The organism is Gammaproteobacteria bacterium, from assembly GCA_015709635.1.
Classification (GTDB): domain Bacteria; phylum Pseudomonadota; class Gammaproteobacteria; order Burkholderiales; family Nitrosomonadaceae; genus Nitrosomonas.
On sequence record CP054180.1, the window covers coordinates 2,137,342 to 2,162,140 of the forward strand.

Genomic DNA, 24,799 nt, shown 5'->3' on the forward strand with positions numbered 1-24,799 from the left:
TCAAGTCATTTGTCATAAAATCCCATACTCCCCCTCAGGGATCTTATCCTCTATCTCCACTATTTCCCCTTTCTCTACAAGGATTAATTGACGATATCTCCTCACTAGCAAAATTTAAAAAATTTTCTCTGTTACTGATTTAGATCGCCGCAAAACGTAATCAATTTTCACCATTCGCGCCAGCCATTGATTAATGGAAAATAAATCCCTAATTTTATTGGTTTCGCATCAATTTGCCACATGAGTTTGGCATAGTGATTGAGCTGATGCTGATAACGAATTTGCTCACGATCGAGAAACTCGTCAATTGCCGAACCTTCATGGCTGCTCGTTTTATAATCAATTATCCAGCGAGTTCCAGCGGAATCGCAGAATGTTCTATCGATTATCCAATACATGGGTCTGCCGTTGGTGATACCGCTGATCTTCAATTCATTCTGTGCCGATTGCCGAGGTCCCAAAATCCATTGCCCGCGTTTATCGCTAACCGCGTTGCTCAAAGCCAGAACAATGCATTCAACTGCGTATGTCATTTCTTTACTATTTCCGCTCATTCCGCCGGCAATCAAATTCTGTGCGAACTGCGCTCGCATCCTCTCGATACAAGCGATACTCCAACCGCGCATTTCGTCTTCAGCTATTTTCTGCAGCCAGCGATGCACTACATTACCCACATGTCGCGCCATTTCACTGGCCCATGAAAATTCTATCTCTTCCTGAATTGCCTTTTGCTCATAAGGCGCTCGCCACGCGATCGATTCCGGTGCATTTGGCAATACCCAATCTGTTTTCAATCGATAAATATTTTGATCGCATACGGCATCGCCAATTATTTTTTTTGTTCTGTTCTCAAGCTGATGATCTTCCGACTTAGATTGACTTACAGCAACGCCATCATAATCCGGCTGCACGGTCAACCATAGCCGATCAAGCAGTGAACCTGATAATGGCCTTGACGAGATTGCTTTTCCGCCATCTTCTGAAATTCCATTGACATGGCCCAGTAAATGTAAAAACTTCTTTGCACGCGTCGCGGCAACGTACAACAAGCGATCCGCCTCAAACTGTTCCTTATCCCGATCAAGTTTGTCCAGCCATGCGTAAATGGAGTCATTGCCTGCTCCTGCTTCCTGAATCGGCGCAAGCAGCAAATCCGGAGGAACTCCGCTCTTATCGCCGGTAACTTGGTTATGCGGCTGCTCAATCCATTTAAACAATTGTTTGTCATGATTGCGCGTAGTCCGGCCCAATCCGGGCACGATAACCGTATCAAACTCAAGCCCCTTGGCTTTATGGATTGTCATAATCTGCAATCCATCATCAGCACCCAGATCAGGCGAGGCATACAATGCGGTCAGTCCATTTTCAAAATTGATCAGATCCTGGATATCGCCGGCTTCTTCCTGATTTTCCAAGTAATCCAGATAAATCATGGCATCATCCAGATGATTTGCTGTACCTGTACCGTTTTTTGCGGTTGAATTCAAGTACCCCGGACCTCCTAGCGCATGCCAAGCGGATTCTACCGTTACGCGTAACGACCGACGCTGCCGGTTGCTCATGCAAGGATGCAATACTTCCCAGATCCGGCGTAAACGCACTGTTGCATCGGCTGAAATACCCTGCCAGCGGCTCTCATCGCCGATCAATCCCCACACCGTAATTTCTTTGTTAAGCATGCCGGGATTATTTTCCGCCATTAGCGTAATATCCTTGAGCAAAAGACCGCACCAAGGTGCGCGCAACAGTGCGAACCAAGCAACAGCATCAGCCGGATTGATCAAAACACGGGTCAGTGCCAATAAATCCTGCACTACCGGCTTGTGATGCAGCAACTCAATATCGATAGCGCGAAACCGCAAACCGGCTCCTTTGATTTGCTCGACGATGTCGAATAAGTGACTGCGATTGCGCACCAGAATTGCGATTGTTCCAGCGGGAAAGTCATGGCGAGTCTGCGTAATAATCTCGACCACTTGCCGGGCTTCTGCAACTTCATCTTTTTCCAGAAATGGATAAATCTTTACAGCTTCACCCGTGAGCTGAGGGCGGGTCGCAATGGAAGATGCATATGCCACCGCACCGGATGCAACGTCTTCGCAGTCCGGCATCATTTGCGCAAACGTGGTATTCACCCAATCGATAATGCCCTGCTGCGAGCGGAAATTCGCGCTCAGTGTGATCGGCTGCAAAATCAAAGAACCAATTCCCGCATTGCGCGCTTGCAAAAAAAGTCCGACTTCCGCTTCGCGGAAACGGTAAATCGATTGCATCGGATCGCCGACGGCAAAAAAACTGCGCCCATCGCCCGCTTCCCAGCCGGCAATCAGTTGCTCGATCAAGGTGAACTGACTAATGGAAATATCCTGGAATTCATCAATCATCAAATGCTTGATGCGGTAATCCAATGCCAATGCAAGATCCGTCGGTGATTCGGCATCGCCCAAGGCAAGCAATGCGCGTTGCGCCACTTCCGAAAAATCGACTTTGCCGCTCACCTGAAAAATTACGCTAAGCTGTGCCACCGCATACGGCAGCAAACGCGTGATCGCACCCAATATTTCCCATTGCTGATCAGAATAATGCGGCGGCGGTAATTGGCGGATATCATGCAGTGCTTGTCGCAGTGTATTATGCGACGCGAGTATCTCCAGCAAATTTTCCAACCGGTTTTTCCATGCTTTTGCCTCATCTTTCTCAGTCTTATTACTGCCGACCGGAAAACCCTCTTTCTCGGAAATTCTTTTGCGCCAGTCACCCTTTTGCGTCAGCAGCAGTTCCGCAATTCCTTGCCACTGCCCGGCATCAGTTGCTGATAGTGCATCCACTGATTCGCATAATGTAATAGCCGATGCTTTACCCGCATCAGTCAAATTCGCGGCGGCATAACGCAGCAATGCCAGCAACTCGTCGTGCAGTTCCGCCGGGAATAACCGGAAAACAAATTGCAGCGCATCATAACGGGAATTCTGCAACGCAGATTCCAGCTCTTCCCGCGCTCTGCCGTGCAGATGGCGCAACCAATGATCGCGCCGCGCCAGCATGCCGGCCAGTAATGCTTCAATACGTGCCCTATCGTTATCCAAATGCTCAAGTATTCGAACAATATCCTGTGCCATCGTATGATCCTGTTCGATCGATTCCAGCGTGGCCCGCGCCGCTTGCAAATAAAAATCCGAGGCATCTTCAACCGTTTCGGGTTGCGCACCGAATGTCGACAGTACCGGCATTTGCCGTGTCAAGGTTGCACACAAAGAATCAATCGTCTGGATCCGCAAGCGTTCCGGATTCGTGGTGATATGCCAACCCGCTCGCCGGTCGCGCTGCAACACCGCCGCCGACAGTTCGTGATTGAGTTTCTCATGAGCCGTTTCAGCATCGGCAGGTTGACTCCCCATTTCCAGCGCGGCCAGAACACGTGTACGCATTTCTGCAGCGGCTTTACGGGTAAACGTAATCGCCACGATTTCTTCCGGTGCATCGACATAGGCCAATAATCTAAGATAGCGCTGAATCAGCAACGCCGTCTTGCCCGAGCCGGCCGGTGCTTGCACGATGAATGACTGTGCAGGATCGAGCGCCCGGAGGCGCTCATCGGCATCGGGAATACGTGCGGAATCAGTCATTTTCATTGTCCTGCGCTACCGCACGCACGCTCATCCGTTCATGAATACGACAGAATAATTGCATGTCGCAGTATTCGCACGTCAGCGGAAAATTCTTCGGATTGACTTGAGCGTCGCCGCCGCAAAAACCTACCGCCAGATTGGTCAAATGCTGCCGCCATGCGGCGACCAGATCTTCCCACGAACTATATTGTTTGTAGCCGTTGACTTGCGAAAAAGCTTTCACACCGGGCAACAAATCCGCATCGCGCACAACAGCCGTAAACCCCATGTCACCGCGCTTCACGACGGCAAATGCCACGCCTGCGGTTTGTTGCTGCGCTTCCATTGTCACCAGATAGATGGGCAATTGCGGCTCGTCCGGGCGCTCTCCGAGCATTGTCTGTATCGATTGCTTCCGGGTCTTGTAATCGATGATGATCCGTTGTCCGCTTGCCAATTCATCGATCCGATCCAGCCGGGCGCTTAAAACCAGATCACCAACTTGAATAGAATGCTTTTCCTCAGTTGCAATCACGGTGAAATGATCGCGTTTTTTCTCTTCATCCAACCATGCGCGCGCCAAGCGGATCAAACGGTGCTGCTCAATCTGCGCAAAACGGCCTGAAAGCGTAGCCGGCTTCACTTGCTGCAGCGTGGAAACCGCATCACCAGCAATGTCGATCAGCATGTGGTCGAGATCATCATCGCCAATAGCATCGAGCGCCTCTTTGCTTTTCAATTGCCGCCACAACTGCGCCAGCACCTGATGCACCAGCAAGCCTCGTTCCAGTGCGTTCAAACCGGTGTGCGGCGTCTCCAGGTTTTCGATATGTAGCCGGTGCTTGGCCCAGGCGCGGAACGGGCATGCCGCAAAATCTTTGATGACCGACGTGCCGCCTCTGATACCTCGTTCAACCACTTGTTTATCCAGCGGCAACGCCCGGTCATCCTCGATTTGCTCCAGCTCGCAGGACTGCATAATCCGCTCGCGATGCAACGGCATCGCTAAAACAAGCGGCTTACTTTCCGCTATCGGTTGAATCAGCGGACTGGGCTTTAATTCATGCCCATCGCGATCATCGCTGAACTTAGGATAGCTTAGAATGATTTCCGGCGCAGCGGATAGCCAGCCTTGCGTCAAACGCTGACAATGAGCCAGAGCTTCCGGCACGGAACTCAAGGGTAATTTTGCATTACGTTGCAACGCCAGCGGCAGAAACGGATTCGGATCGGAACGTAACGGCCACTGCTCGTCCGATAATCCCATGACCCATAGATGATCAAATTCCATCCCCGCAGCCTCCAGCACGCCTAGAATCTGAATCGGCACTGACGGAGTCTCCGGCTGAAACAGCGTATCTCCCGCCATTCTTCTCAACCGGCCGATCGCTTCGGGATAATTCGTATCAGCGGTCACATGATCCAATGCAGCAAAACCGGCGACAAGCGCTTGCCATTTTTGAAATACCTGATACTCGGTGGAATCCAGGCTGCGCTCACCAGGAAAACCGGTGATCTGCAAAACTTCGGCAATGATTCTGGCAAAAATGGAGTGACTGCCCGATCTTGGCAATTTTGTCTGGCGAAAGGCTTGCAGCGCTGATAAACATTGAAACAGAACCGGGCAACTCGCTTGTCCTCCGGATTGTTTCACCAGCGCAAGCAATCGCTCCAATGTGATCGTCGGTTCTGCAAACCGGCGCATACGCGCATCCAGTAATGCACGTTGCTCCATCTCGGTATCCGCACCTGCCAGAAAGGGTGATCGCAACCAGCGGCTGATACGATCAAACTCAATCGCCTGATGCAATAGCGTTAAGCTGAGCAGAGCCGCATCAATCAGAGGATAAGAGCTTAACGCCAAGCCCAGCGAAATATTAAACGGTGCCACCGGACGTGCAGCCCCTGGCAACGCAAACCGGACATCCGGATGCATCACCGTTGAAAAAGTGCGCAGCAATGCGCTACGATAATTAGCCAATGTCGGCACCACGATGCCGATTCGAGCGACACCGTCCGTTTCTTCGATTTTGGATCGCGCCCACAACGCCGCCTGATAAATTTCGTCACGGCTGCTGAGATACTGCATTCGGCAGACCGCAGGCGGGGATTGCTGGTGCCGCGTTGCCAAGCCGGCAATCAATACTTTACAGCCGTTTACAGTCAGATTCTTTAAGAAAGCATTTTGCTGTGGCGTAAAAATATCGAAACCATAGCAAATCAACGTTGATGGTTTTTTTACCTCCAAAGAGGTATAGCGTTCGGTGATCAAATCGCAAATACGCGCATGATCGGTTTGTTGACCGGCAGCTGTTCTATCCCGGTAGGTGGCTATCCAATCGAGAAAAGCTTTGCCGTCTTCGTTCGGATTGTAATCACCCAAGCGATGAATAAGCTGCCATGCATGCGCCAGTTGCCATGCCTCCCGCACCGCTTGCGCCGTTTGCAAAATACGCAATAACGCTTTCCCTGCTTGAGAAGATTGAATGACCGATTCCCAGAGCACCTGCTCTTGTGCCGCGGATAGCAGTAAGGGCAATCCGGATGGTTGCCGTGCATACAACGCATCGTGGTAAATACGTTCGATCAGCGCAGCAAATGGCAAAATATCAGCCGAATACCAAGCGGTTATTTTCCGGCTGATTTGCTCACGGTCGAATTTTTCTTTAAGCGCCAATGCAAGCCGCCGGTTTGGTGTTACAACCGTCGTACCGGCATTGATGCGCTTAAAAACCTCGGAAAGGGGTAGATACGGAAATTGCGGGGAATCAAACATGCGGTATCTTGATTACCGCCATTTCTGTTTAGCGTTTCAGCTGATCCAACTTATCTTTAACGCTGGCCCATTCATCGGCATCAGGCAGTGGGTCTTTTTTCTCAATGATCGGGCGCCATTTCTTGGACAAATCAGCATTTAAATCAATGAAATGAACTTGCTCGTCGGGCACGTCATCCTCCGCATAAATCGCTTCCACCGGGCACTCCGCGACACATAGTGTACAATCAATGCACTCATCGGGGTCAATAACCAAAAAATTGGGACCCTCACGGAAGCAATCCACCGGGCAAACATCCACGCAATCGGTATATTTACATTTAATGCAATTTTCAGTTACTACATAAGCCATGACAACTCTTCCTTGCTTGACACTTTTATAGAATTGCGCATTCTATCAGAATTCCTACAGACAACACCATCCTAAAAACCGATGTTCGTAACCGCCATTTTGTTTATAGTTCAGCACTACAAGACCATTCTGAGAAATTTATTTTCCATGACAGAATATCCGGCCGTCTTGATCGCGACATCAACATTGTCTGGCTTCTCTTTGCGCCATTCGCCGTTTATTACGCAGAAACTGACAACTTGCGCAAAAAATCTCGTTTTGTACCTTGCCGGCATCTTCATCACAATCGGTTTCTTCGTGGCTTATTTCACTTACTTGGAAACCTTCACCTCGGTTTGGTGTTTCTTTGCTGCAGTGACCAGTGCGCTGATTTATTTTTACTTCGTTCATCGCGTCAAAAAACTGTTAATTCCCATACCCTAGCATGTGTTCTTTTCTATAAAACCGCTGCTTTACAATAATAAAACAATTGCTTCACAACGATTTCTATCAGTAAAATCCAAATTTAACTTCAACCATCTCAATCACCATGCGCATCTCTCAAATTTATCCCAAAGTTGCGTTTTTTATCTGCTTGTTGTTCTCGTCATCCACGACACAAGCGAATTCCGTGGCTTGTTTTACTAGCAACATGGGGCAATTTTGCATCGAGCTTTTTGAAATACAAACACCGGTTACAACCGCCAATTTTCTCAGCTATATCCACAGCGATGCGTACACCAACGGGATTATCCATCGCAGCATGCCAGGTTTTGTTATCCAAGGCGGCGGTTTCAAGATCGTGAATGGCGTTAGTGGAGACTCACTCGTGGCTGTCAATACATTTTCTCCAATCGTCAATGAATTCAAGATTTCCAATACGCGCGGAACCGTGGCGATGGCCAAGCTCCCCGACAACCCCAACAGCGCAACCAGTCAATGGTTTGTCAATCTGGCCGATAATTCCGCAAATCTGGATCATCAGAATGGCGGCTTCACGGTATTCGGGCGCGTTATTTTCGAGGGCATGGCAGTTTTTGATGCCATTGAAAAACTCCCGGTTAGAAACTTGGGAGGAAATCTTACTAATGCACCGCTCAAAGATTTTGACGGTGTCCACGCAGCACTGAGCAACTTGGTAAAAATCGACCGCGTCGAGGTAACGGATGCAACCGGTATATTCAGCGATGGTATTTTAAGTTTCGCCGTCGATATCGGTTCCGGTCAGATGTATACGGTCAATTTGCGGCTGATTAGCGACAAACCGGATTACATTTTTCAGCTCGACGCAACCAGCGTCGCGGCGTTGACAGTGAGTCCAAGTAATATCGCAACTTTCTCGCTTGGAAACAGCCAACTGCACATTCCATCGGTGATGATCGGCGCTTCGACGACCGTAAAAAATGTGCTGATGCGATTGAGCGATCCGGGATCGTATACATTCACCCTGGTAAGTTATGAATAAGAATGCATCCGCCAAGCTGAGTACCCATCCACCGCACGCAATCCGATAAACCTCAGTTCATGAAAAAACCAGTCAGCCGGATCCTGATCATCAACGATGAGAAGCTGGTTTTAAAGGAATTCGTCAAAGGGCTGAATACCGCGGCCAAATCAATGGAAAATCCGCTGGGTATGGTTTTCTCCGGCGTCACCACCGCGCAAGAAGCGCTGCAGTCGATCGAACAAGATGGCGACATCCAGGGATTGATCGTTGATGACATACTCTACACCTTAAAAAATCAAGGAAAACGCGCGCACGGTCTGCAAATGACAGCACTTGAGCTGGTGCAGAAAATCACCCACTTCCGTCCGGAATTAAACATTTACATTCTGATCGCGCAAGAACAGGAAGATGATGTGGTCGACGCATTGTTTTCCGAAACTGTGGATGGCTATTTTTACCGCGAAGAACGCGACTACCGCGGCATGTATCGTATTCTCAATGCTCAGCTTCAGGAAAAGGCGCGCACGCCATTCTACGATCAGCTCAAGCATTATGTGTTAATGGCCAAGGATGCCTGGCATACCCCGGGACACTCATCAGGTGATTCGTTACGCGACAGCCCTTGGGTCAGCGATTTTTATGAATTCATCGGCGAACACATATTCCGCGCCGATCTCTCGGTTTCAGTGCCGATGCTCGATTCATTGATGGAACCAACAGGGGTAATCGCAGAATCGCAAAAAATTGCCGCCAAGGCTTTTGGCGCACGCCGGACATTTTTTGCCACGAACGGCACTTCAACCGCCAACAAGGTGATTTTTCAAACATTGCTGGCGCCCGGCAACAAGCTATTATTGGATCGTAATTGCCATAAATCCGTGCATCACGGCGTCGTGTTATCCGGCGCATATCCGATTTATCTGGATTCCTCGGTCAATAAGAAATTCAATATTTACGGACCGGTACCCAAACAAACCCTGTTCAAGGCCATCGAAGAACACCATGACGCGCAAGCACTGATTTTGACCAACTGCACCTACGATGGCTTGCGCTATGATCTGCCACCCATCATTCAAGCAGCGCACGCAAAAGGCATCAAAGTCATTATCGACGAAGCGTGGTATGGTTTTGCCCGCTTCCACCCGGACTTTCGCCCCACCGCATTGGAAGCCGGCGCGGATTACGCCACTCAAAGCACGCACAAAGTGCTATCGGCGTTCTCGCAATCCAGCATGATTCATGTCAACGACCCCGATTTTAACGAACATTTGTTCCGTGAAAATTTCAACATGCACACTTCTACGAGTCCTCAATACAGCATGATTGCAAGCCTCGATGTGGCACGCAAGCAAATTGTGCTGGAGGGATATAAACTGCTATCACGCACACTGGAGCTGGCAAAAGAATTGCGGGCGCAAATCAACTCCACCGGTGCATTTCAGGTGCTGGAACTCGCCGATCTTCTTCCCGATGAAATCAAGCAAGACAACATCCAGCTGGATCCCACCAAGGTGACGGTAGATATTTCGCGCTGCGGGTTTACCGTCGAAGAATTAATCCAGGAATTATTTGAGCGTTTCAACATACAAGTGGAAAAATCCACTTTCAATACACTCACTCTGTTGCTCACGATCGGCACCACCCGCAGCAAAGTATCTCGGCTTTACGACGCCTTAATGCGCATCGCCCGCGAGAATCGTGCACCGCAAAGGCTCTATCAAACTGCCGAAATTCCGCGATTTACCGAGTTGAAGTACCTTCCGCGCGATGCATTTTATTGCGGTGGCGAGCTGATGCCGCTATTGGACGAGCAAGATAAAGTCAATTCCAGTCTAAACGGCCGGATAAGCGCCGACCAGATCACCCCCTACCCGCCGGGAATTCCGGTCCTGGTTCCCGGGCAGATAATCACCCAGGGCATCACCCAGTATTTAGTCGGTATGCTGCGTTCGCAGAAGCGTATCGAAGTGCACGGCATTGTTTATGACGGCTACTTGCCGTGCTTGAGATTATTGACCAATGCGGAAGAAAAGCTGCTGAAACAATTGGACAAATAACCTTCAAGGTTTTCTTAGAAAATCCGGTTAATGTTCTTTCCGGCCATAGATATCTTCGAAGCGAACGATATCATCTTCACCCAGATACGAACCGGATTGAATTTCGATCATCTCCAGCGGCACCCGGCCAGGATTTTCCAGCCGGTGACTCGTACCGAGCGGAATATAAGTCGATTGATTTTCAGAAACCAGAAAAATTTCTTTGTCGCGCGTCACCCTCGCCGTACCGCGCACGACAACCCAGTGTTCCGCACGATGATGGTGCATTTGCAGGGACAGAGCCGCACCAGGTTTGACGACAATGCGCTTAACCTGGAAGCGCTCGCCGACATCGATGCCATCGTACCATCCCCACGGACGAAACACCTTGCGGTGTAACTTCCCTTCGGAGCGTGCTTGTTGTTTCAGCATATCAACAACCAATTTCACGTCTTGCGTCTTGTCTTTATGCACAACCAATACGGCATCAGGCGTCTCGACAACAATGATATTTTCAACACCGACACATGTCACCAAGCGGCTTTCCGAAATAGCCAAGGTATTGCGGCACTCATTCAATAGCACATCTCCCTTCGCTACGTTACCCGCATCATCTTTAGGAAGCACCTGCCATAATGAGCTCCATGCACCGATATCCGACCATCCCGCGGTCAGCGGGATGACAATGCCAGCAGGTAATTCACTATCACCGCTGACGATTTTTTCCATCACGGCATAATCGATCGAATCATTCGGACATTGCTCGAATGCTTTTTTATCGATGCGGAGAAATTCTCCATCCACCGACCCTTGCTCCCAAGCTGTTCTACACGCAGCTAAGATATCCGGTCGGCACTTACCTATGGCGGATATCCATACAGAGGCCCGCATCATAAACAAACCGCTATTCCAGAAATAATCACCCTCATCCAAATAAGCTTGTGCAGTGGCCAAATCGGGTTTTTCCACAAAACGTGCAATACGATAACCCACGTCGTCCTGCCCTATCGAATCACCGGATTGAATGTAACCATAACCCGTTTCGGGAGCATCGGGGGTTATTCCAAAAGTAACGATATTGCTATTGATGGCGTGCGGCATGCCTTTAAGAACAGCATTCTGGAATGATTCAACTTCCATGATCACATGATCGGACGGCATCACCAACAAAACCGGATCGTCACCTTCCCGCATTGCGGCAAGCGCAGCCAGTGTCAATGCAGGAGCCGTGTTGCGCCCGAAAGGCTCGAGCAGAATACTCCCCTTTCTATCCATGATGCGTAATTGTTCTGCAATGACAAAACGATATTCTTCATTGCAAACAATCATGGGATCATTTAATTGCACGCCTTTCAATCCATCCATGCGACGAACCGTAGCCTGCAATAATGAATCTTCATTGATCAATGGCAACAACTGTTTCGGGTGTTTCTCTCGCGACAATGGCCACAGGCGTGTGCCTGATCCCCCCGATAAAATGACAGGTATTAATGTGTTCACATTTAATCACTATATAATATTGAGCTTTTTATTCGGTATGTTGCCATGAGCTCGGCGACTCATAGCGTAATCACCATTCTTATTAATTCAGTATTCCGGTAGGTAGTAAGCTAAGAAAAATGCCCCCTAAAAAAGATTTAATCATCAGACTCCGGCTGCACAAAATTCAATATACCGTATACCATTTTCGGGTAGTTTGTACCACACATGATTCTTAGTTTACAGATTTGATTGCTACGATACTACAAAACTCCTGATCGATTATGCGAACATTGGAAATGTCGAAAAGAAAAGGGGCTGTAGTAGATCAAGTTAAATCTGAGTCCAAAGTTTGAGTATTTTTAGTTGTTGTTTAGGTGTTCCATAATTGAATCTGAATTCGCATTCTTTGAGAAACAGTGGAAATGATTCTTTAGGAATGCCATTGTATTTTCTTAAGACGCGTTTAGCCTGATTCCAAAAGTTCTCAATGCCATTGACGTGATTCTTACCTTGAGCAAAGAGTGTGGAATGATTGATCCGTTCATGGTAAAAATGATTCACATCAAGCGCATTGTAACTGCGATAACAATCTGTATAAACTACGCTGTCAGGTACTATTTTTCTAGTAATGAGCGGCATCAACGTTTCTGTCTTGGTATCTCCAACGACCTTCGTATAGACCTTACCACCGCGTTTCAATATGCCAAACACCGCAGCCTTACCTGCAGCGCCTCGACCTCGTTTACCTTTACGGATACCGCCAAAGTAGCTTTCATCCAACTCCACACCATCAAAGATTTCGTGAGATTCCTGCTCCAAATGGTAAACAATCACTTCGCGTATTTTGCGATGAAGCAGTGCTGCACTATTGGGTTGTATTTCCAGTATATCGGCTGCCGATCTTGCTGTAACCTCCAACACAAAATACTCCAACAATCTTGATTGCGTTTTCTTTAATAACCTACAATGACTTATCTTCATTCAGCTAGCTTAGCATCTAAGCTCATCTACTACAGCCCCTTCCCTTATGCAATCAGGCTTTCTTGTCCAACTTGCGCTGACGGGATACAGCAAAATCTCTCTGTAATTTTTCAGCAAGCCTGTCAAACCGGTATTTCTCGACTTCATGAATATGGCCGTGGCATTTTGCATGAACGGGAAAGATTTTTTTAATGCAGCCTTCAAAATACTCGGGGCTATTGAGCTTGCACTGCCTGCAATCGGGAACATGCGGGAACTCGGCATTTCTGACCTCCCGATAGATATCGCTTGAATCATCCGGCAGGATATTGCCGGTACACAGCCGCAAATAGCAGTGATGATGCTTTTCGATATGAGGGTATTTGGTCTTGCCGTTAGTAAGCAACTGATCACAGGCCAGGCACTTGTGTCCCCGGTGCATCACTTCGTCATGAAACACTTGGTTTCTGAGCGCCCCTTCGGCAAAGAGCTTCCATTGTGCTTCATGGTTTTTGTAAATGGGTAGTACATGGCACTTGCGTACTTTGGGAACAAGAAACAGCGGTAGCCGTTTCTTCTTTCGGAAGAAAGTCTTAATCATTGGCTTATCTTTCTGCTGGAGGTTGCTGGTTGCTCTGAAATAAGCCAGTCATTCGAAAGACTGTCTTGATTATTGTTGTCATATTTGATAACTTCAATTATGACATGGATGATCACGTTCTATAGTGAAAAGGTCGAAGCGGAAACGCTGGCATTGCCAGCAGGAATTCTCGCCAATTTCTTGCGTATCGCGGAACTCATTCAGGTATTCGGTCCCGATTTGGGATGACCCCATACTGCCCCGTTGGGCAAGGGATTATTCGAAATCCGAGCCAAAGGACGCGAAGGCATTTCCCGGTCGGTATTTTGCACCGTCAGAAACAGGGAAATCGTGATTCTGCTGACGGTGATCAAGAAAGACAATAAAATACCGAAACACCATATGGAAACGGTACAAAAACGACTGAAAGAGGTATAAAGCGATGACAACTAAACGCCCGACATTCGATAAATTCCAGCAAATGGCTTTACAAGATCCCGAAGTCAGAGCCGAATACGATGCACTTTCGACGGCATTCGAGATGAAACGCCAGATGATTGCCTTGCGTAAAAAGGCCGGTGTAACGCAGGAGCAGATGGCCGACTTGCTGGGTACCAAAAAAAGCAATATCTCCCGATTGGAAAGCTTGCACTCGAATGTGTCACCGAGGCTGGCTACTGTCGAAGATTACGCCCGTGCACTCGGCTATTCGGTAAAAATCGAATTTGAGCCGTATTCACTGAATTTCGTTTGTGCCGCTACATCGACAGATCGTAGTCATTGTTCTGATTGAGCGATTGCTTATTCTGCCGATGAAATTTCTGCTCGAATTGCACCTGAAGCCGATCCTTCATTTCCGGCGGCAATGCTGAAAACATCATTGTTTTCAGGTGATCGATTTCTTTGTTCCGGTCTTGTCGCGCATTCTTGATATTCAGTTGCAAAGCACGACGCTCTTCCAGCTGGCGCTGAATCAGATCGTCCCGCTGTTGCCTGTCGCGTACCAATGCCTGCCAGGCTTCCCGTTCGTTTTGATCCTTGGCCATGTTGTCCGGTCAGGCGATCCCACAGGCCCCGGATGCCATTGTTTAATCGAGCTTGCCGGTCTTCGCTTTCCTGTTGCCAGCGTTGCTTCTGTGTATCAGCAAGATTATCCCGCTCAGTTTGATGCCGCGCTTTCATTCTTGTTTTCTGTTCCAGCAGCGGTTCCATACAAGTGTGGCTGTGCTTTCGGATTTCGGCAGTGAAACTTTGCATACGCTCAAGAAGCTGCTTATCAATATTGGCTTTTCCTCTATGCTGGGAAGCTGTGCGGGATCACCGAGCCGCTCCTTGAGTTCTTTGGTTTTGACATCCAGCCATTTCGACAAGGAAAACACTTCTCCCCGCCAATCCATAGCGACAAAACCGCGCCGATCCCCCTTAGCCAAATAGTAGCCGCGCTGTTCCAGGATGTTTTGAAAAGATTCTTTGCTATCCGATACTGCCCAGCAGTCTTTCAAGGTTGCTTTTATCAGTCTTGGGTCATCCTCTAACCGTTTGGCATGCTCCCACTGCGCCCGCGTAAAATTAAATGGATTGCTTTGACTCCGTTCGATCAATCCGGCAGGCAGTTTCCAGCCTTGCTCCAGGTAGATTTCTTTTGAAATCTCCATGAGCTTGTTTTTGTAAAACGGTAGATTGACCGCTTTCATCTCTTGGGTATCGATGCGCGACCAGACGCAATGCGCATGGCGTCTGCCTTCTTTTTCATGAAAGACGATAACACGCGGTTGATCCTTTAAACCCATGTGTTCTTCGATGCGGCTAATCGCCCAGTTGAACACGTCCGTTTCGACTTTCTCCGCCTCTGGCGGATTGAGACTGACGGAGAATAGATACTGATTGCAGCGCGTACCCAATGCCTGAGCACGAACTTCCTGCGAAGCATCGTCCAGCGTTTCAGACATAAAACCGCTAACTTCATACAGCTCGACATGATCGTTATCCCGGTCATTGAGTAGATGCACGGCAAGCTTGGTTGCACCACCGCGCTGGGGGCAATGATAATCATGGAAACTACCTGTCCAATCCAAGGGATTTCATCAGAGCCTCCCGGATATGGCGGATATCGGCACAGGCATTCAGCAAGGATGTTTTAATTTCCGGGGTGAGATTCAGCAGGCCGTAATTAGCAGCCTTAGCCAATTGATTGAGATTATTAGCCAGTCTCAAACGGCCCAGTTCGCCCAGAAGCTGGCTTAAAAGCTTATGATCCTTGACCGGATGTTTATTACGGGTGCGGCGTCTGAGACGATTTTCGTCAAAAACCTGCTTGCGGATATATTCTCCCAAAGGCAGTCCGGCAGCTTCACGCTCAAGTGTGGCACGCTCTTCAGGTGTTAATCTCAGACAAAAGGGGGAAGCGTAAACTCCCCCTTTAAGTAGACAAAGATCAGTAGAATTTCGGAACCTCCTGATAACGGAGATTTCCATGAAGAGAAGTAGATTTACAGAAAGTCAGATCGTTGCAGTACTGAAAGAAGGCGAGGCTGGCATGCCGGTGTCTGAGTTGTGTCGCAAGCACGGTGTTAGCAACGCCACGTACTACCAATGGAAGAGCAAGTACTCAGGCGTACAGGTGTCGGAGCTTACGCGATTACGCGAGCTGGAAGCTGAGAATGCCAAGCTCAAACGCATGTATGCCGATCTGGCGCTGGAGAATGCAGCGATCAAGGATGTTCTAAACCGAAAGTTCTGACGCCGCCGGCCAGGCGCGAAGTAACCGAGCAGTTGGTGCAAACCAGATTGTCGATTATACGCGCCTGTCAGATTGCCGGCCTGTCGCGGGCGGCGTACTACAAAAAGCCGGCACTGGCATCCGAACGGGATGCCGAAGTGATTGATGCGCTCAATGCCATCGTGACCCGGCATGGGCGCTGGGGATTCTGGAAGTGCTTCGCCAGACTACGGTTGGACGGTCGCTGCTGGAACAAGAAACGCGTACATCGGGTATATTGCGATATGGGTTTGAACATGCCTCGGCGATGCAGGAAGAGATTGCCGGATCGGCCTCGGCAACCGCTGGGGCTGGCCAACGCACCGAATTGCTGCTGGGCACTGGATTTCATGCATGATACTTTGTACTGTGGCAGACGATTCCGAACGTTGAATGTGATAGATGAAGTGTAGTAATCTAGACGGCCTGTTGAAGAACCTCTGATACTACGTTGAGTTGATAATAAAATAGACTTCACTATCGACCACCGGTAAAGATCAATGCAAGGCAAACAAACGCATCAACGGGAATTATTCTCGACGATAGATCTAGAGAGCTTTATTCCCAAAGATCATTTATTAAGGAAGGTCGATAAGCTACTGGATTTGGAGTTTTTGTATGGCCTGACCGAAGAACTCTACTGCGTAGACAATGGACGAACCTCCATTGATCCCGTATTGTTTTTTCGGATGCAGCTGATCAGTTACTTGTTTGGGATTGAGTCTGACCGTCAGCTTTGCCGTGATGTTCACCTGAATCTGGCATATCGTTGGTTTTGCCGGATTCCCCTATACCAGTCTGTACCTCACCACTCCTCATTAACCCGTATACGAGACAGAATGGGAGAATCCAGATACCAGCAAATATTTAAACTGATGTTGCTGCAATGGCAAAAGCAGGGTCGATTCACCGGCAAGCAGATTGTTGTTGATGCGACGCTCGTGAAGGCTAATGCCTCCATGGATTCCCTGGTAAAGCGCGAGAATGCTGATCCTAATGCCAGAGTTTTTTAAAGCAGTATGAGAAGCGGTATCATGATTTTCAGCATGGAAAACGCAAACGCCGAGTGGCTAATCAGACTCATGTCAGTGCCTCAGACCCAGATGCCACTATGGTCTATCGTAAAGGTACTGATGGTGGTCTTAAGTACAAGGTTCACTATAGTGCTGATGTAAAGACACGGATTATTACTGATTGTTATACCACGACGGGCTCTACTCATGAGGGCCCCATACTCCCTGACAGAATCGACTATTTATGTAATGAGATGGGTTTTGATGTTCAAGAAGTGATTGCTGATCGTGGATATGGTCGGGGCCAACTTATAGTGCGTTTAGGCAACGCAAGATACGCACTTATATACCGCTGCACGATGCCCGTCTTGGCAAAGGCAAACTTACGCCCACTGAGTTCAGGTATCACAGTGAGACTGATCGATACCAATGTCCAGAGGGGTATTTTCTCACCCTTATGAGAAATTGGATAACGGGATGATCAAACGATACCGAATCACTGGCGGGCACTGTCGCCAGTGCCCCAGGCGAGCAGATTGCTTACCCGAGTCGGCCAAAACAGGGCTCGGTTTGTCTATCGAAGTCCACATCAGCATGAAATTGACAAGGTTCGTGTACGGCAAGAAACCAGAGCTTTTATCAGCAAGATGATATTGCGCAAATGGACGATCGAAGGATTATTCGCTGAAGCCAAGCAGTTTCACGGACTAAGACGTGCCCGTTACCGGGGATTACAGAAAGTATCGATTCAGGCTCTGATGACCGCAATGGCCCAAAACATTAAGCGAATCGTCAAGCAATCGCCAAGTATTTATTGGCTTTTGAAAAAATATCTGTCTCTCCGAGAAGAAATATTGAAAGTACAAAATTATCTAAATTACTTTAGACGCATACCAAAATTTTTTCCACATGAAGCAGTCTCGGCATAAAACTGGCTTTTTCAACAGGCCGTTGAGACAATATGACAATGAACACCGTCTGCAAGTACCCCAGTCAATCGAGCGCCTCCATATTAAACTCGCCGCACGTAGCCAGGTCGGATTCATCGCCGGCGGACAGTTGCGCCGCCAATGAGCGCAATGCTGTGCGTAACCCTTCCTCCAGAACCGGATGATAAAAGGGCATACGCAATAAATCCCGCACGGTAAGAGAATGATCTATCGCCAATGCAAGTAAATGTGCCATATGTTCCCCTGCTGGTGCGCACATTTCCGCACCCAGCAGCCGCCCGCCTTCCGCCTCGGCATAAATACGCAGAATACCCTTGTTGTATTGACCGGTGCGTGCACGCCCCTGACGGTCAAAACGCACCTCACCAATTAATGTTTTTGTGTGATCGAGTGTTTGATACCGACTACCCACGACTGCAATGTTCGGATCAGCGAAGACAATCGTCAGCGATGTACGGCGCTTAAAGCAAATCGGCACGGAGCGTGTGGCATTAAATCCGGCGATATACCCGTCGTCGGCGGCTTCATGCAATAGCGGTGCTTGATCATTGGCATCACCCGCCATAAATATGCGTAGATCGGCTATTTGCAGGGTTTCGGGATTGATCGGCGGCATACCATGCTCATCGAGTGAAACACCTAACATTTCGAGGCCCAAGTTGCCGATATTAGGGCGCCGCCCTAGTGCGGCAAGAACGCGATCGACCGCTATCGCTGTTGCTCCGGCGCATACTTTCAATCCGTCACCGGCATCTGTTAATTCAACTCTCTCTCCCAAATGAAGAGGGAATTCATGCCCCAGTAATTCTATCGCTACTGCAGTAACTTGCGGATCCGTTAATCCGGCAATTGCCGGATTACTGCCCAATCCAACTACCTCAATGCCGAGCCGGGAAAGTGCTTGTGCCATTTCGATACCGACGGGCCCCAAACCCAATACCGCCATTCGAGCGGGTAGAGTTTCCTGCTCAAATAATGTATCCGTGGTCAACAGCCGTTCTCCCAGCGCGTTCCAAGGTATGGGTATAACCGGACTCGATCCGGTGGCAATGATGATGTTATGCGCATGCAATTCCTGCCCATTGACTTTCAACCTGCCCGGCGCAAGTAAGTGTGCACGTCCGGAAATGGCGCACTCGCCCAAATCCTGGGTGGTTTTTACTGTGCTTGCGACAAAATCATCGCGCAGCCGCCGTACACGCCGCAGCACGGCAGGTATGTCGCATACGAGAGAATCAGCGCCCTGTATGCCAAATTCCGCAAAAGTATTGCGGCGATGAAAGGCGTTCGCCGCTTCAATCAATGTCTTGGACGGCATGCAACCTACCCGGGCGCAAACAGTGCCCCATGGTCCGTCATTAATGATCACAAAACGCTGTGTGCGTTTTCTGACTTCACGCAGCGCGGCAAGCCCGGCACTGCCTGCCCCGATAATTGCGACATCCAGTATTCCATTCATGGTATTTCCTTTATAAAAAGATGTACCAGATTTGAGTTTTCATTTCAGGTAAATTAATTTGACTCAAATACTGCGATACTCATTATGCTTCGGGTCCATTAATTATAGGAATTACAAAATGACTACAAGAAACAATGTGGAAGCTATAACATGTAAGGCTCTAGGCTGCAGATTATATCCGCCAGCTTAGAGCCTTACTTTTTTATAAAAAACTCTCTTGTATCCTATCTTGACCGCACGAAGAGGCGCTGTTAGCGCGGAGTAGCGACACCGCCTTCATCGGATAAGATAATTTCTACGCGCCGATTTAATTGGCGATGCTCAGCAGTATCATTACTGACCACTGGAAAAGATTCACCATACCCTCGCGCAGCGATACGATCACTACTGATTCCGCTGTCCAGCAAAGCCATCCGCACGGCTTGGGCACGACGCTCGGAGAGCATTTGATTATAGCTATCACTGCCGGTACTGTCGGTATGCCCTTCGATCAACACATTGCGTTCAGGATATTGTTTGAGAAAATCAGCCAACTTGTGCACGGTACGCAATCCATCGAGTTCGAGCTGAGCCATGTTGGTGCGGAATAATACATCCTGCAGCGTAATCACCAAACCACGATCCGTTTTCTTTGCTTTTAATTCCTCTAACTGTCTCTTGGCCTCTGCAGCCTGTTTTTTCGCCTCTTCGGCCTCAGCCGTTCTTGCATTAAGAAGAATCCGGTCACGTGCTACGCTCGCATTTTTTATCGCTGCTTCAGCAACTTTCGCTTTGGCGATTTCCTGCGCAATTGCAACTTGCTGGCTTGCCATATAAGCAAGGTGATTCACTGTGATTTCACTTTCTCTTTTATTCAAGGCAGCATCTGCTTTATCCAAGAATTTGCCTGCTTCATTTAATTCAAGCGCAGCCATATCGGTGACCTGTGGATTTGTCAATGCTTTGTTGTAATTGCTATGCGCTTCAGTAAGCGACTGATTTTTCGGCATTGAGCCACAACCAGAAATAATTGCAGGAACAATCAGGATCATAAACACATACCAATTATTTTGCATGATAAGCTCCGTTAAAGATTATTGGATTTGGCGATCAATCTCTTGGCGTAACACACGACTGGATTCTTGCAACGCATCCGCAGCTTTTTGTGCTTTATTGGTTCGAGCCATTGCTTCCGCTAATTGAGCATCAATTTGCGCTTCTTCGGCAAGTTGCCGGGCAACGACATAATTTTTATCACCCATAGCGCGCTCGGCAGCTTCCAACTTATCGATTGCGGACTTGAGTTGTAATGGGGCGAGTTCATTGCTTCCAGCACTGAGTGCGGTATCAACTGCAGCTCTGGAGGTCGCTAATTGCTCAGTAGGCGCCGGAATACTTTCACAGCTTGCCAGAAAAATTGCAGAACACACTAATACACTCGCCATGCGTATCATTAGATGTAACTTCATGTAACTGACAGTCTTCAATGTTTTCTTATCCATCGAATTAAGCCTCCCTATCATTGTTGAATGAGTATTTAGTACTTTTGAATTCAAACAGGAAGACTAGGCGGCAAGCAGGCGCTCAAATTCCGTCTTAACGACTTGGTAACATTCGCAAGAACGAGCTTCCAATCCTTCCCGATCCAATACGGCAATGTGGCCTCGCCTGCAATGGATCAATCCTTCCTGCTGCAATTTTCCAGCAGCTTCTGTAATACCTTCGCGGCGCACACCTAACATATTGGAGATCAATTCCTGAGTGATTGACAATTCATTGGTCGGAAGCCAATCGATGCTTAGCAGCAAAAAGCGGCAGAGTTGTTGGTCGACCTTATGGAATCGATTGCAAACAGCCATTTGTGCTGTTTGAGTAATAAGAACCTGAGTATAGCTCAGCAGTTTATGATAGAGCGGACCATGGCGTCTAAATTCCTCCATCAACAGATTTTGTGACATCCGATAAGCATAGCCGGTACTTTGCACTATTACCCGATAAGGCATCGCTGCACCAGTCATGAAAATAGCAACGCCAACAATACCGTCATTACCGATGGACGCAATTTCCGTGGTTGCTCCATCTTCTGTGTCGTAGAGCAGCGACATGAAACAATCTGCCGGGAAGTAAACGTACTGTAGCTTCTCTCCCGAGTGATATAAAATTTCACCCGGAGACATTTGGATGAGTTCCAGGTGGGTAAAAATACGCTCGTAGTCTGCTATAGGTAGTGCTTTGAGCAGCTTATTCTGTTGTGGATCGTGTATATCAGTCATAATTAATACCTCCTATCTGTAAGAACTAAACGGTATGACTGCAATAGTCAGAGCGTTTTTAAGAAACAGTATTCCGGTTAAATTAATTCGGTGATATGAAACAATTCGGAAGGAAGGCGAGTAGCGTAACCTCTCACTTTACCTGTAAAGAGTTTCACCAAAGATCATCTGCATTAATGCTGGACGGACAATGTTGTATGTGTAGCCTATCGCGCAGATACAACTTCATTTTGATAATCATGAATACCTCCTATCTGCAGCAGTCACAACTGTATAATTTCACACGTTATACTGTTTTAAGAGCAGCATTTATGATTAAAGTTTATTTTCATTATAGTGTTTTTTTTAAGAAACTATGTGCGGTACCGCACATAGTTTCTTAGTTAGTGCCAGAAGTTGAGAGAGATCGTACTCAGGGAGATATTGGCATAGTAATCACACACCTTATAGAAATACCAAGAATTAGAAGTTTAAGAAAAATAAGAATACTATTTTTATTTCAATATCTTATAGATAATCAAGCTAAATGCTTTTTTGTTTTATAAGCATCGTGTCAGGTTGGCGTAAGAAATCCAGTAAACACAAGCAAATAAAAGCCACCACCGACACAGAACAAGGATCCAATAATGATGAGAATCGAACTTGCCGTGAATGGAACGCTGATGAGAGGTTTGGAGTTAAACCATAATCTTCTTGAATTAGGCGGTGTATTTGTGGAAGAGGCATTAACCGCGCCTCTCTATCGGCTTTGGTCTATTAACGATCAATACCCCGCGATGCAACGTTGCGCAAAAGGAAAGCAAATATCCTTGGAAATATGGAGCATAAACCCATCCTATATCGGTGAATTATTAAGCCGTGAACCGGCCGGGCTTTCCGTTGGAAAAATCCTTTTAGCTGATAACCGGGAAGTATTAGGAATACTTGGAGAATCTTATCTATGCGAAGGAAAGCAAGAAATAACTCAGTTTGGAGGGTGGCGGAAATACAAGGAATTTCGTTAAACCGGATTTCTGCAGGCTTGGGTTGCAGTTTGCGAATTGCCTAACTGCGTAACCCTGCAGAGGCAGGTTTGCTTATATTCACTTGCAGTATTTTTCCAAGGCTCTAGGCTAGCAGAGACAATCTGTTAGTCTAGAGCCTCTCCAATACAGTCAACAGCGCCAGAGATTCTTACCCACAAGAGATAGAAAGCTGTATTAAAAGGGAATTTATGTAGATAACCAAATACCTGCCATCCTGTAAATTTTGGCTATTTTCCGATTGAAGGAACCCTTCAACTGGTCCTGGTCTCAATATGATCAATATCAACAACGACAGCAAACTTTCCTCAGCGCGGGAAAATTACTCATCTTCATTTTCAATTGCTCACGATATCTCGCAAAATCCGGTTATGGTTATATTTGCTTATGCTGCTGATGTTTGCCGGTATCTTTCCACGCACCGCGGCAGCACTGGAAATACCGAGCTCACCCGGCAACCAGCCCATCGTCACGTTGTCGGCACCGGATCCGGTCAAGGAAATGCTGGAAAAATATATCCGCTTGCCAACAGAGCCGTTTGCCAGTAACTACGACGAATTGATTTTTCTGCACCGCGTACAACAGGAGATTCGCGACACACTCGCCACCGAAGGTTACTTCAACCCCACAGTTACCACCGCACAGCAGGCTCAGACCCCAGCCAAAACCACGGTGATTTCGATTGAACCCGGTGAATTGACGCGCGTCGGCTCGGTAACGATTGATTTTACCGGCGACATCGTCAATGGCGATGAAAAACACCGTAAACGCATCGAGCAGTTACGTGCTGCATGGCCACTTACGACCGATCAACCTTTCCGTTCCACTGATTGGGAGCACGCAAAGTCGGTGCTGATCGACAATCTCACGGAGCAGGCATTCGCCACCGCGACAATCACCAACAGCCAAGCCAGCGTCGATCCGGGTAAGGCACGCGCGGATCTGGTCGTCACCATTGATTCCGGGCCGGTGTTTTATTTCGGCAGCATCCAGGTCACCGGCCTGCAGCGCTATGAAACCGCACTGGTCACACGGCTTGCACCGTTCAAGGCGGGCGATGTGTATCGGCGCGATCTGCTGCACCAATATCAAATCGCGCTGCAAAAAGCGCCGCAATTCAGCACGGTAACGATCAGTATCGCGCAGGATACCGCACAACATCTTGCAGCGCCGGTTCAAGTGGCGCTGACGGAAGCTCAGCCGCAGCGCTTCGCCTTCGGCGCCGGCTACAGTTCCAACAATGGCGCGCGCGGCGAAGTCAATTACCGCAATTATAATTTTCTCGATCGCGCCTGGAATCTCACCAGTTTGCTGCGGCTGGAGCAAAAGCGGCAAACGTTTCTAGCCGGGATCGACACGCTGCCCGATCAGAACAGCATTAACCATTCGCTCAGCGCCAGCCTGCAGATGACGGATATCGAAGGCCTGAAAACCGATGTGCAAAAAGTCGGCGTGACACGCAATTACCAAACGCCGACGACAGTCATACAACTCGGTTTGAATTGGCAACGCGAGCATAAAAAACCCGATGGCGCGATCGATCAGGTCAACAAAGCGCTGGTACTGGATTGGCGCTGGCGGCGGCTGGTCGTCGACAATCCGGTCAATGTCCGGCGCGGCGATATCACCGAAGTGCGCATCGGCGGCGGCAGCCAGCTGTTGCTGTCGGATCAGGATTTTATCCGCACATATGCCAGCCATCAGAGCTGGTGGCCGATGGGATCGCGCGATACATTTTTCCTGCGGGCTGAGGTCGGCTACACATTAGCGTCGTCGCGCTTCGGCATTCCGCAGGAATATCTGTTTCGCGCCGGCGGCATTCAATCGGTACGCGGTTACGATTTTAAAAGCATCGGCGTGCACGAAGGCAGCGCCGTGGTTGGCGGCCGGGTGATGGCGACCGGCACCGCCGAGTATACGCATTGGCTGACGCAACAATGGGGTGCAGCGGCGTTTACCGACATCGGCAGCGCGGCTGACCGTTGGCAAGACATGCGCATGTTTCTCGGTTATGGCGCGGGAGTGCGCTGGCGCAGTCCGGCAGGCCCATTGGCACTCGATCTGGCGCGCGGCCACGAAACCGGCACGCTGCGCGTGCATTTTTCAATGGCTGTAGCCTTTTAAA

The 24,799-nt window shown here is 48.5% G+C and carries 23 protein-coding genes and 1 pseudogene; 10 read left to right on the plus strand and 14 right to left on the minus strand.

The window, feature by feature from the left end; genetic code table 11:
* Positions 1-167: 167 nt before the first annotated feature.
* The 4 genes from HRU78_10165 to HRU78_10180 all read right to left on the minus strand — a co-directional run bounded on the left by HRU78_10165 (position 168) and on the right by HRU78_10180 (position 7,126).
* The gene (locus HRU78_10165; protein QOJ23965.1) at positions 168-3,626 is read right to left on the minus strand and encodes a UvrD-helicase domain-containing protein; all 3,459 of its coding nucleotides are present in this window, start codon (positions 3,624-3,626) and stop codon (positions 168-170) included.
* Positions 3,619-6,384 (minus strand): PD-(D/E)XK nuclease family protein, encoded by a 2,766-nt coding sequence (locus tag HRU78_10170; protein ID QOJ23966.1) that lies wholly within the window; start codon positions 6,382-6,384, stop codon positions 3,619-3,621. The genes HRU78_10165 and HRU78_10170 overlap by 8 nt, the downstream gene beginning before the upstream one ends.
* Positions 6,385-6,412: 28 nt before the next feature.
* Positions 6,413-6,736: a ferredoxin family protein gene (locus tag HRU78_10175; GenBank protein QOJ23967.1), complete on the minus strand. Its 324-nt coding sequence runs from the start codon at positions 6,734-6,736 to the stop codon at positions 6,413-6,415.
* Between the two features lie 180 nt (positions 6,737-6,916).
* The gene (locus HRU78_10180) at positions 6,917-7,126 is read right to left on the minus strand and encodes a hypothetical protein (protein ID QOJ23968.1); all 210 of its coding nucleotides are present in this window, start codon (positions 7,124-7,126) and stop codon (positions 6,917-6,919) included.
* A 139-nt stretch (positions 7,127-7,265) separates the two neighbouring features.
* On the opposite strand from HRU78_10180, the gene HRU78_10185 reads away from it, so the two are divergent.
* Entirely contained in the window at positions 7,266-8,180 is a 915-nt protein-coding gene (locus HRU78_10185; protein ID QOJ23969.1) for a peptidylprolyl isomerase, read from the plus strand.
* 59 nt (positions 8,181-8,239) lie between these two features.
* Positions 8,240-10,219 carry an aminotransferase class I/II-fold pyridoxal phosphate-dependent enzyme gene (locus tag HRU78_10190; protein ID QOJ23970.1) on the plus strand — a complete coding sequence of 660 codons (1,980 nt, stop codon included), beginning with the start codon at positions 8,240-8,242 and terminating at the stop codon, positions 10,217-10,219.
* Positions 10,220-10,246: 27 nt separating this feature from the next.
* Here the strand turns inward: HRU78_10190 and HRU78_10195 are convergent, their stop codons facing one another.
* From HRU78_10195 to HRU78_10205, 3 genes are all read right to left on the minus strand, one after another.
* Positions 10,247-11,698 carry a mannose-1-phosphate guanylyltransferase/mannose-6-phosphate isomerase gene (locus HRU78_10195; GenBank protein QOJ23971.1) on the minus strand — a complete coding sequence of 484 codons (1,452 nt, stop codon included), beginning with the start codon at positions 11,696-11,698 and terminating at the stop codon, positions 10,247-10,249.
* A gap of 312 nt (positions 11,699-12,010) precedes the next feature.
* Positions 12,011-12,661 (minus strand): IS1595 family transposase, encoded by a 651-nt coding sequence (locus HRU78_10200; protein ID QOJ23972.1) that lies wholly within the window; start codon positions 12,659-12,661, stop codon positions 12,011-12,013.
* A gap of 52 nt (positions 12,662-12,713) precedes the next feature.
* Positions 12,714-13,241 (minus strand): hypothetical protein, encoded by a 528-nt coding sequence (locus HRU78_10205; GenBank protein ID QOJ23973.1) that lies wholly within the window; start codon positions 13,239-13,241, stop codon positions 12,714-12,716.
* A 99-nt stretch (positions 13,242-13,340) separates the two neighbouring features.
* On the opposite strand from HRU78_10205, the pseudogene HRU78_10210 reads away from it, so the two are divergent.
* Together HRU78_10210 and HRU78_10215 are read left to right on the plus strand one after the other, a co-directional pair.
* A pseudogene (locus HRU78_10210) lies at positions 13,341-13,658 on the plus strand (type II toxin-antitoxin system RelE/ParE family toxin).
* Positions 13,659-13,662: 4 nt separating this feature from the next.
* On the plus strand, positions 13,663-14,013 hold the full coding sequence (locus HRU78_10215; GenBank protein ID QOJ23974.1) for a helix-turn-helix transcriptional regulator: 351 nt from the start codon (positions 13,663-13,665) through the stop codon (positions 14,011-14,013).
* On the opposite strand, the gene HRU78_10220 is transcribed toward HRU78_10215, so the two are convergent.
* The 3 genes from HRU78_10220 to HRU78_10230 all read right to left on the minus strand — a co-directional run bounded on the left by HRU78_10220 (position 13,979) and on the right by HRU78_10230 (position 15,680).
* The gene (locus HRU78_10220; protein ID QOJ23975.1) at positions 13,979-14,266 is read right to left on the minus strand and encodes a hypothetical protein; all 288 of its coding nucleotides are present in this window, start codon (positions 14,264-14,266) and stop codon (positions 13,979-13,981) included. The two genes, HRU78_10215 and HRU78_10220, sit on opposite strands and share 35 nt — an antisense overlap.
* A 132-nt stretch (positions 14,267-14,398) precedes the next feature.
* Entirely contained in the window at positions 14,399-15,295 is an 897-nt protein-coding gene (locus HRU78_10225; protein ID QOJ23976.1) for a relaxase/mobilization nuclease domain-containing protein, read from the minus strand.
* Positions 15,279-15,680 carry a hypothetical protein gene (locus tag HRU78_10230; protein ID QOJ25011.1) on the minus strand — a complete coding sequence of 134 codons (402 nt, stop codon included), beginning with the start codon at positions 15,678-15,680 and terminating at the stop codon, positions 15,279-15,281. Before HRU78_10230 ends, HRU78_10225 begins: the two co-directional genes overlap by 17 nt.
* Before the next feature lie 13 nt (positions 15,681-15,693).
* On the opposite strand from HRU78_10230, the gene HRU78_10235 reads away from it, so the two are divergent.
* The 4 genes from HRU78_10235 (at position 15,694) to HRU78_10250 (ending at position 17,920) form a co-directional block, all read left to right on the plus strand.
* On the plus strand, positions 15,694-15,960 hold the full coding sequence (locus HRU78_10235; GenBank protein ID QOJ23977.1) for a transposase: 267 nt from the start codon (positions 15,694-15,696) through the stop codon (positions 15,958-15,960).
* Between the two features lie 47 nt (positions 15,961-16,007).
* The gene (locus HRU78_10240; GenBank protein ID QOJ23978.1) at positions 16,008-16,391 is read left to right on the plus strand and encodes a transposase; all 384 of its coding nucleotides are present in this window, start codon (positions 16,008-16,010) and stop codon (positions 16,389-16,391) included.
* Between the two features lie 87 nt (positions 16,392-16,478).
* On the plus strand, positions 16,479-16,991 hold the full coding sequence (locus tag HRU78_10245) for a transposase (protein QOJ23979.1): 513 nt from the start codon (positions 16,479-16,481) through the stop codon (positions 16,989-16,991).
* Positions 16,992-17,527: 536 nt separating this feature from the next.
* Entirely contained in the window at positions 17,528-17,920 is a 393-nt protein-coding gene (locus tag HRU78_10250; GenBank protein ID QOJ23980.1) for a transposase, read from the plus strand.
* Between the two features lie 64 nt (positions 17,921-17,984).
* Here the strand turns inward: HRU78_10250 and HRU78_10255 are convergent, their stop codons facing one another.
* The 4 genes from HRU78_10255 to HRU78_10270 form a co-directional block, all read right to left on the minus strand.
* Positions 17,985-19,400 (minus strand): dihydrolipoyl dehydrogenase, encoded by a 1,416-nt coding sequence (locus tag HRU78_10255; GenBank protein QOJ23981.1) that lies wholly within the window; start codon positions 19,398-19,400, stop codon positions 17,985-17,987.
* 251 nt (positions 19,401-19,651) lie between these two features.
* Positions 19,652-20,455: an OmpA family protein gene (locus tag HRU78_10260; GenBank protein QOJ23982.1), complete on the minus strand. Its 804-nt coding sequence runs from the start codon at positions 20,453-20,455 to the stop codon at positions 19,652-19,654.
* Positions 20,456-20,473: 18 nt separating this feature from the next.
* On the minus strand, positions 20,474-20,881 hold the full coding sequence (locus HRU78_10265; GenBank protein QOJ23983.1) for a DUF4398 domain-containing protein: 408 nt from the start codon (positions 20,879-20,881) through the stop codon (positions 20,474-20,476).
* A 63-nt stretch (positions 20,882-20,944) separates the two neighbouring features.
* Complete coding sequence (locus tag HRU78_10270) at positions 20,945-21,652, minus strand: Crp/Fnr family transcriptional regulator (GenBank protein QOJ23984.1); 708 nt, start codon at positions 21,650-21,652, stop codon at positions 20,945-20,947.
* A gap of 626 nt (positions 21,653-22,278) precedes the next feature.
* Between HRU78_10270 and HRU78_10275 the strand changes: the two genes are divergently transcribed.
* A complete protein-coding gene (locus HRU78_10275) occupies positions 22,279-22,656 on the plus strand; it encodes a glutamyl-tRNA amidotransferase (GenBank protein QOJ23985.1) in 378 nt (125 codons plus the stop codon).
* Positions 22,657-23,061: 405 nt separating this feature from the next.
* Positions 23,062-24,798: an outer membrane protein assembly factor gene (locus tag HRU78_10280; GenBank protein QOJ23986.1), complete on the plus strand. Its 1,737-nt coding sequence runs from the start codon at positions 23,062-23,064 to the stop codon at positions 24,796-24,798.
* Position 24,799: the final 1 nt, after the last annotated feature.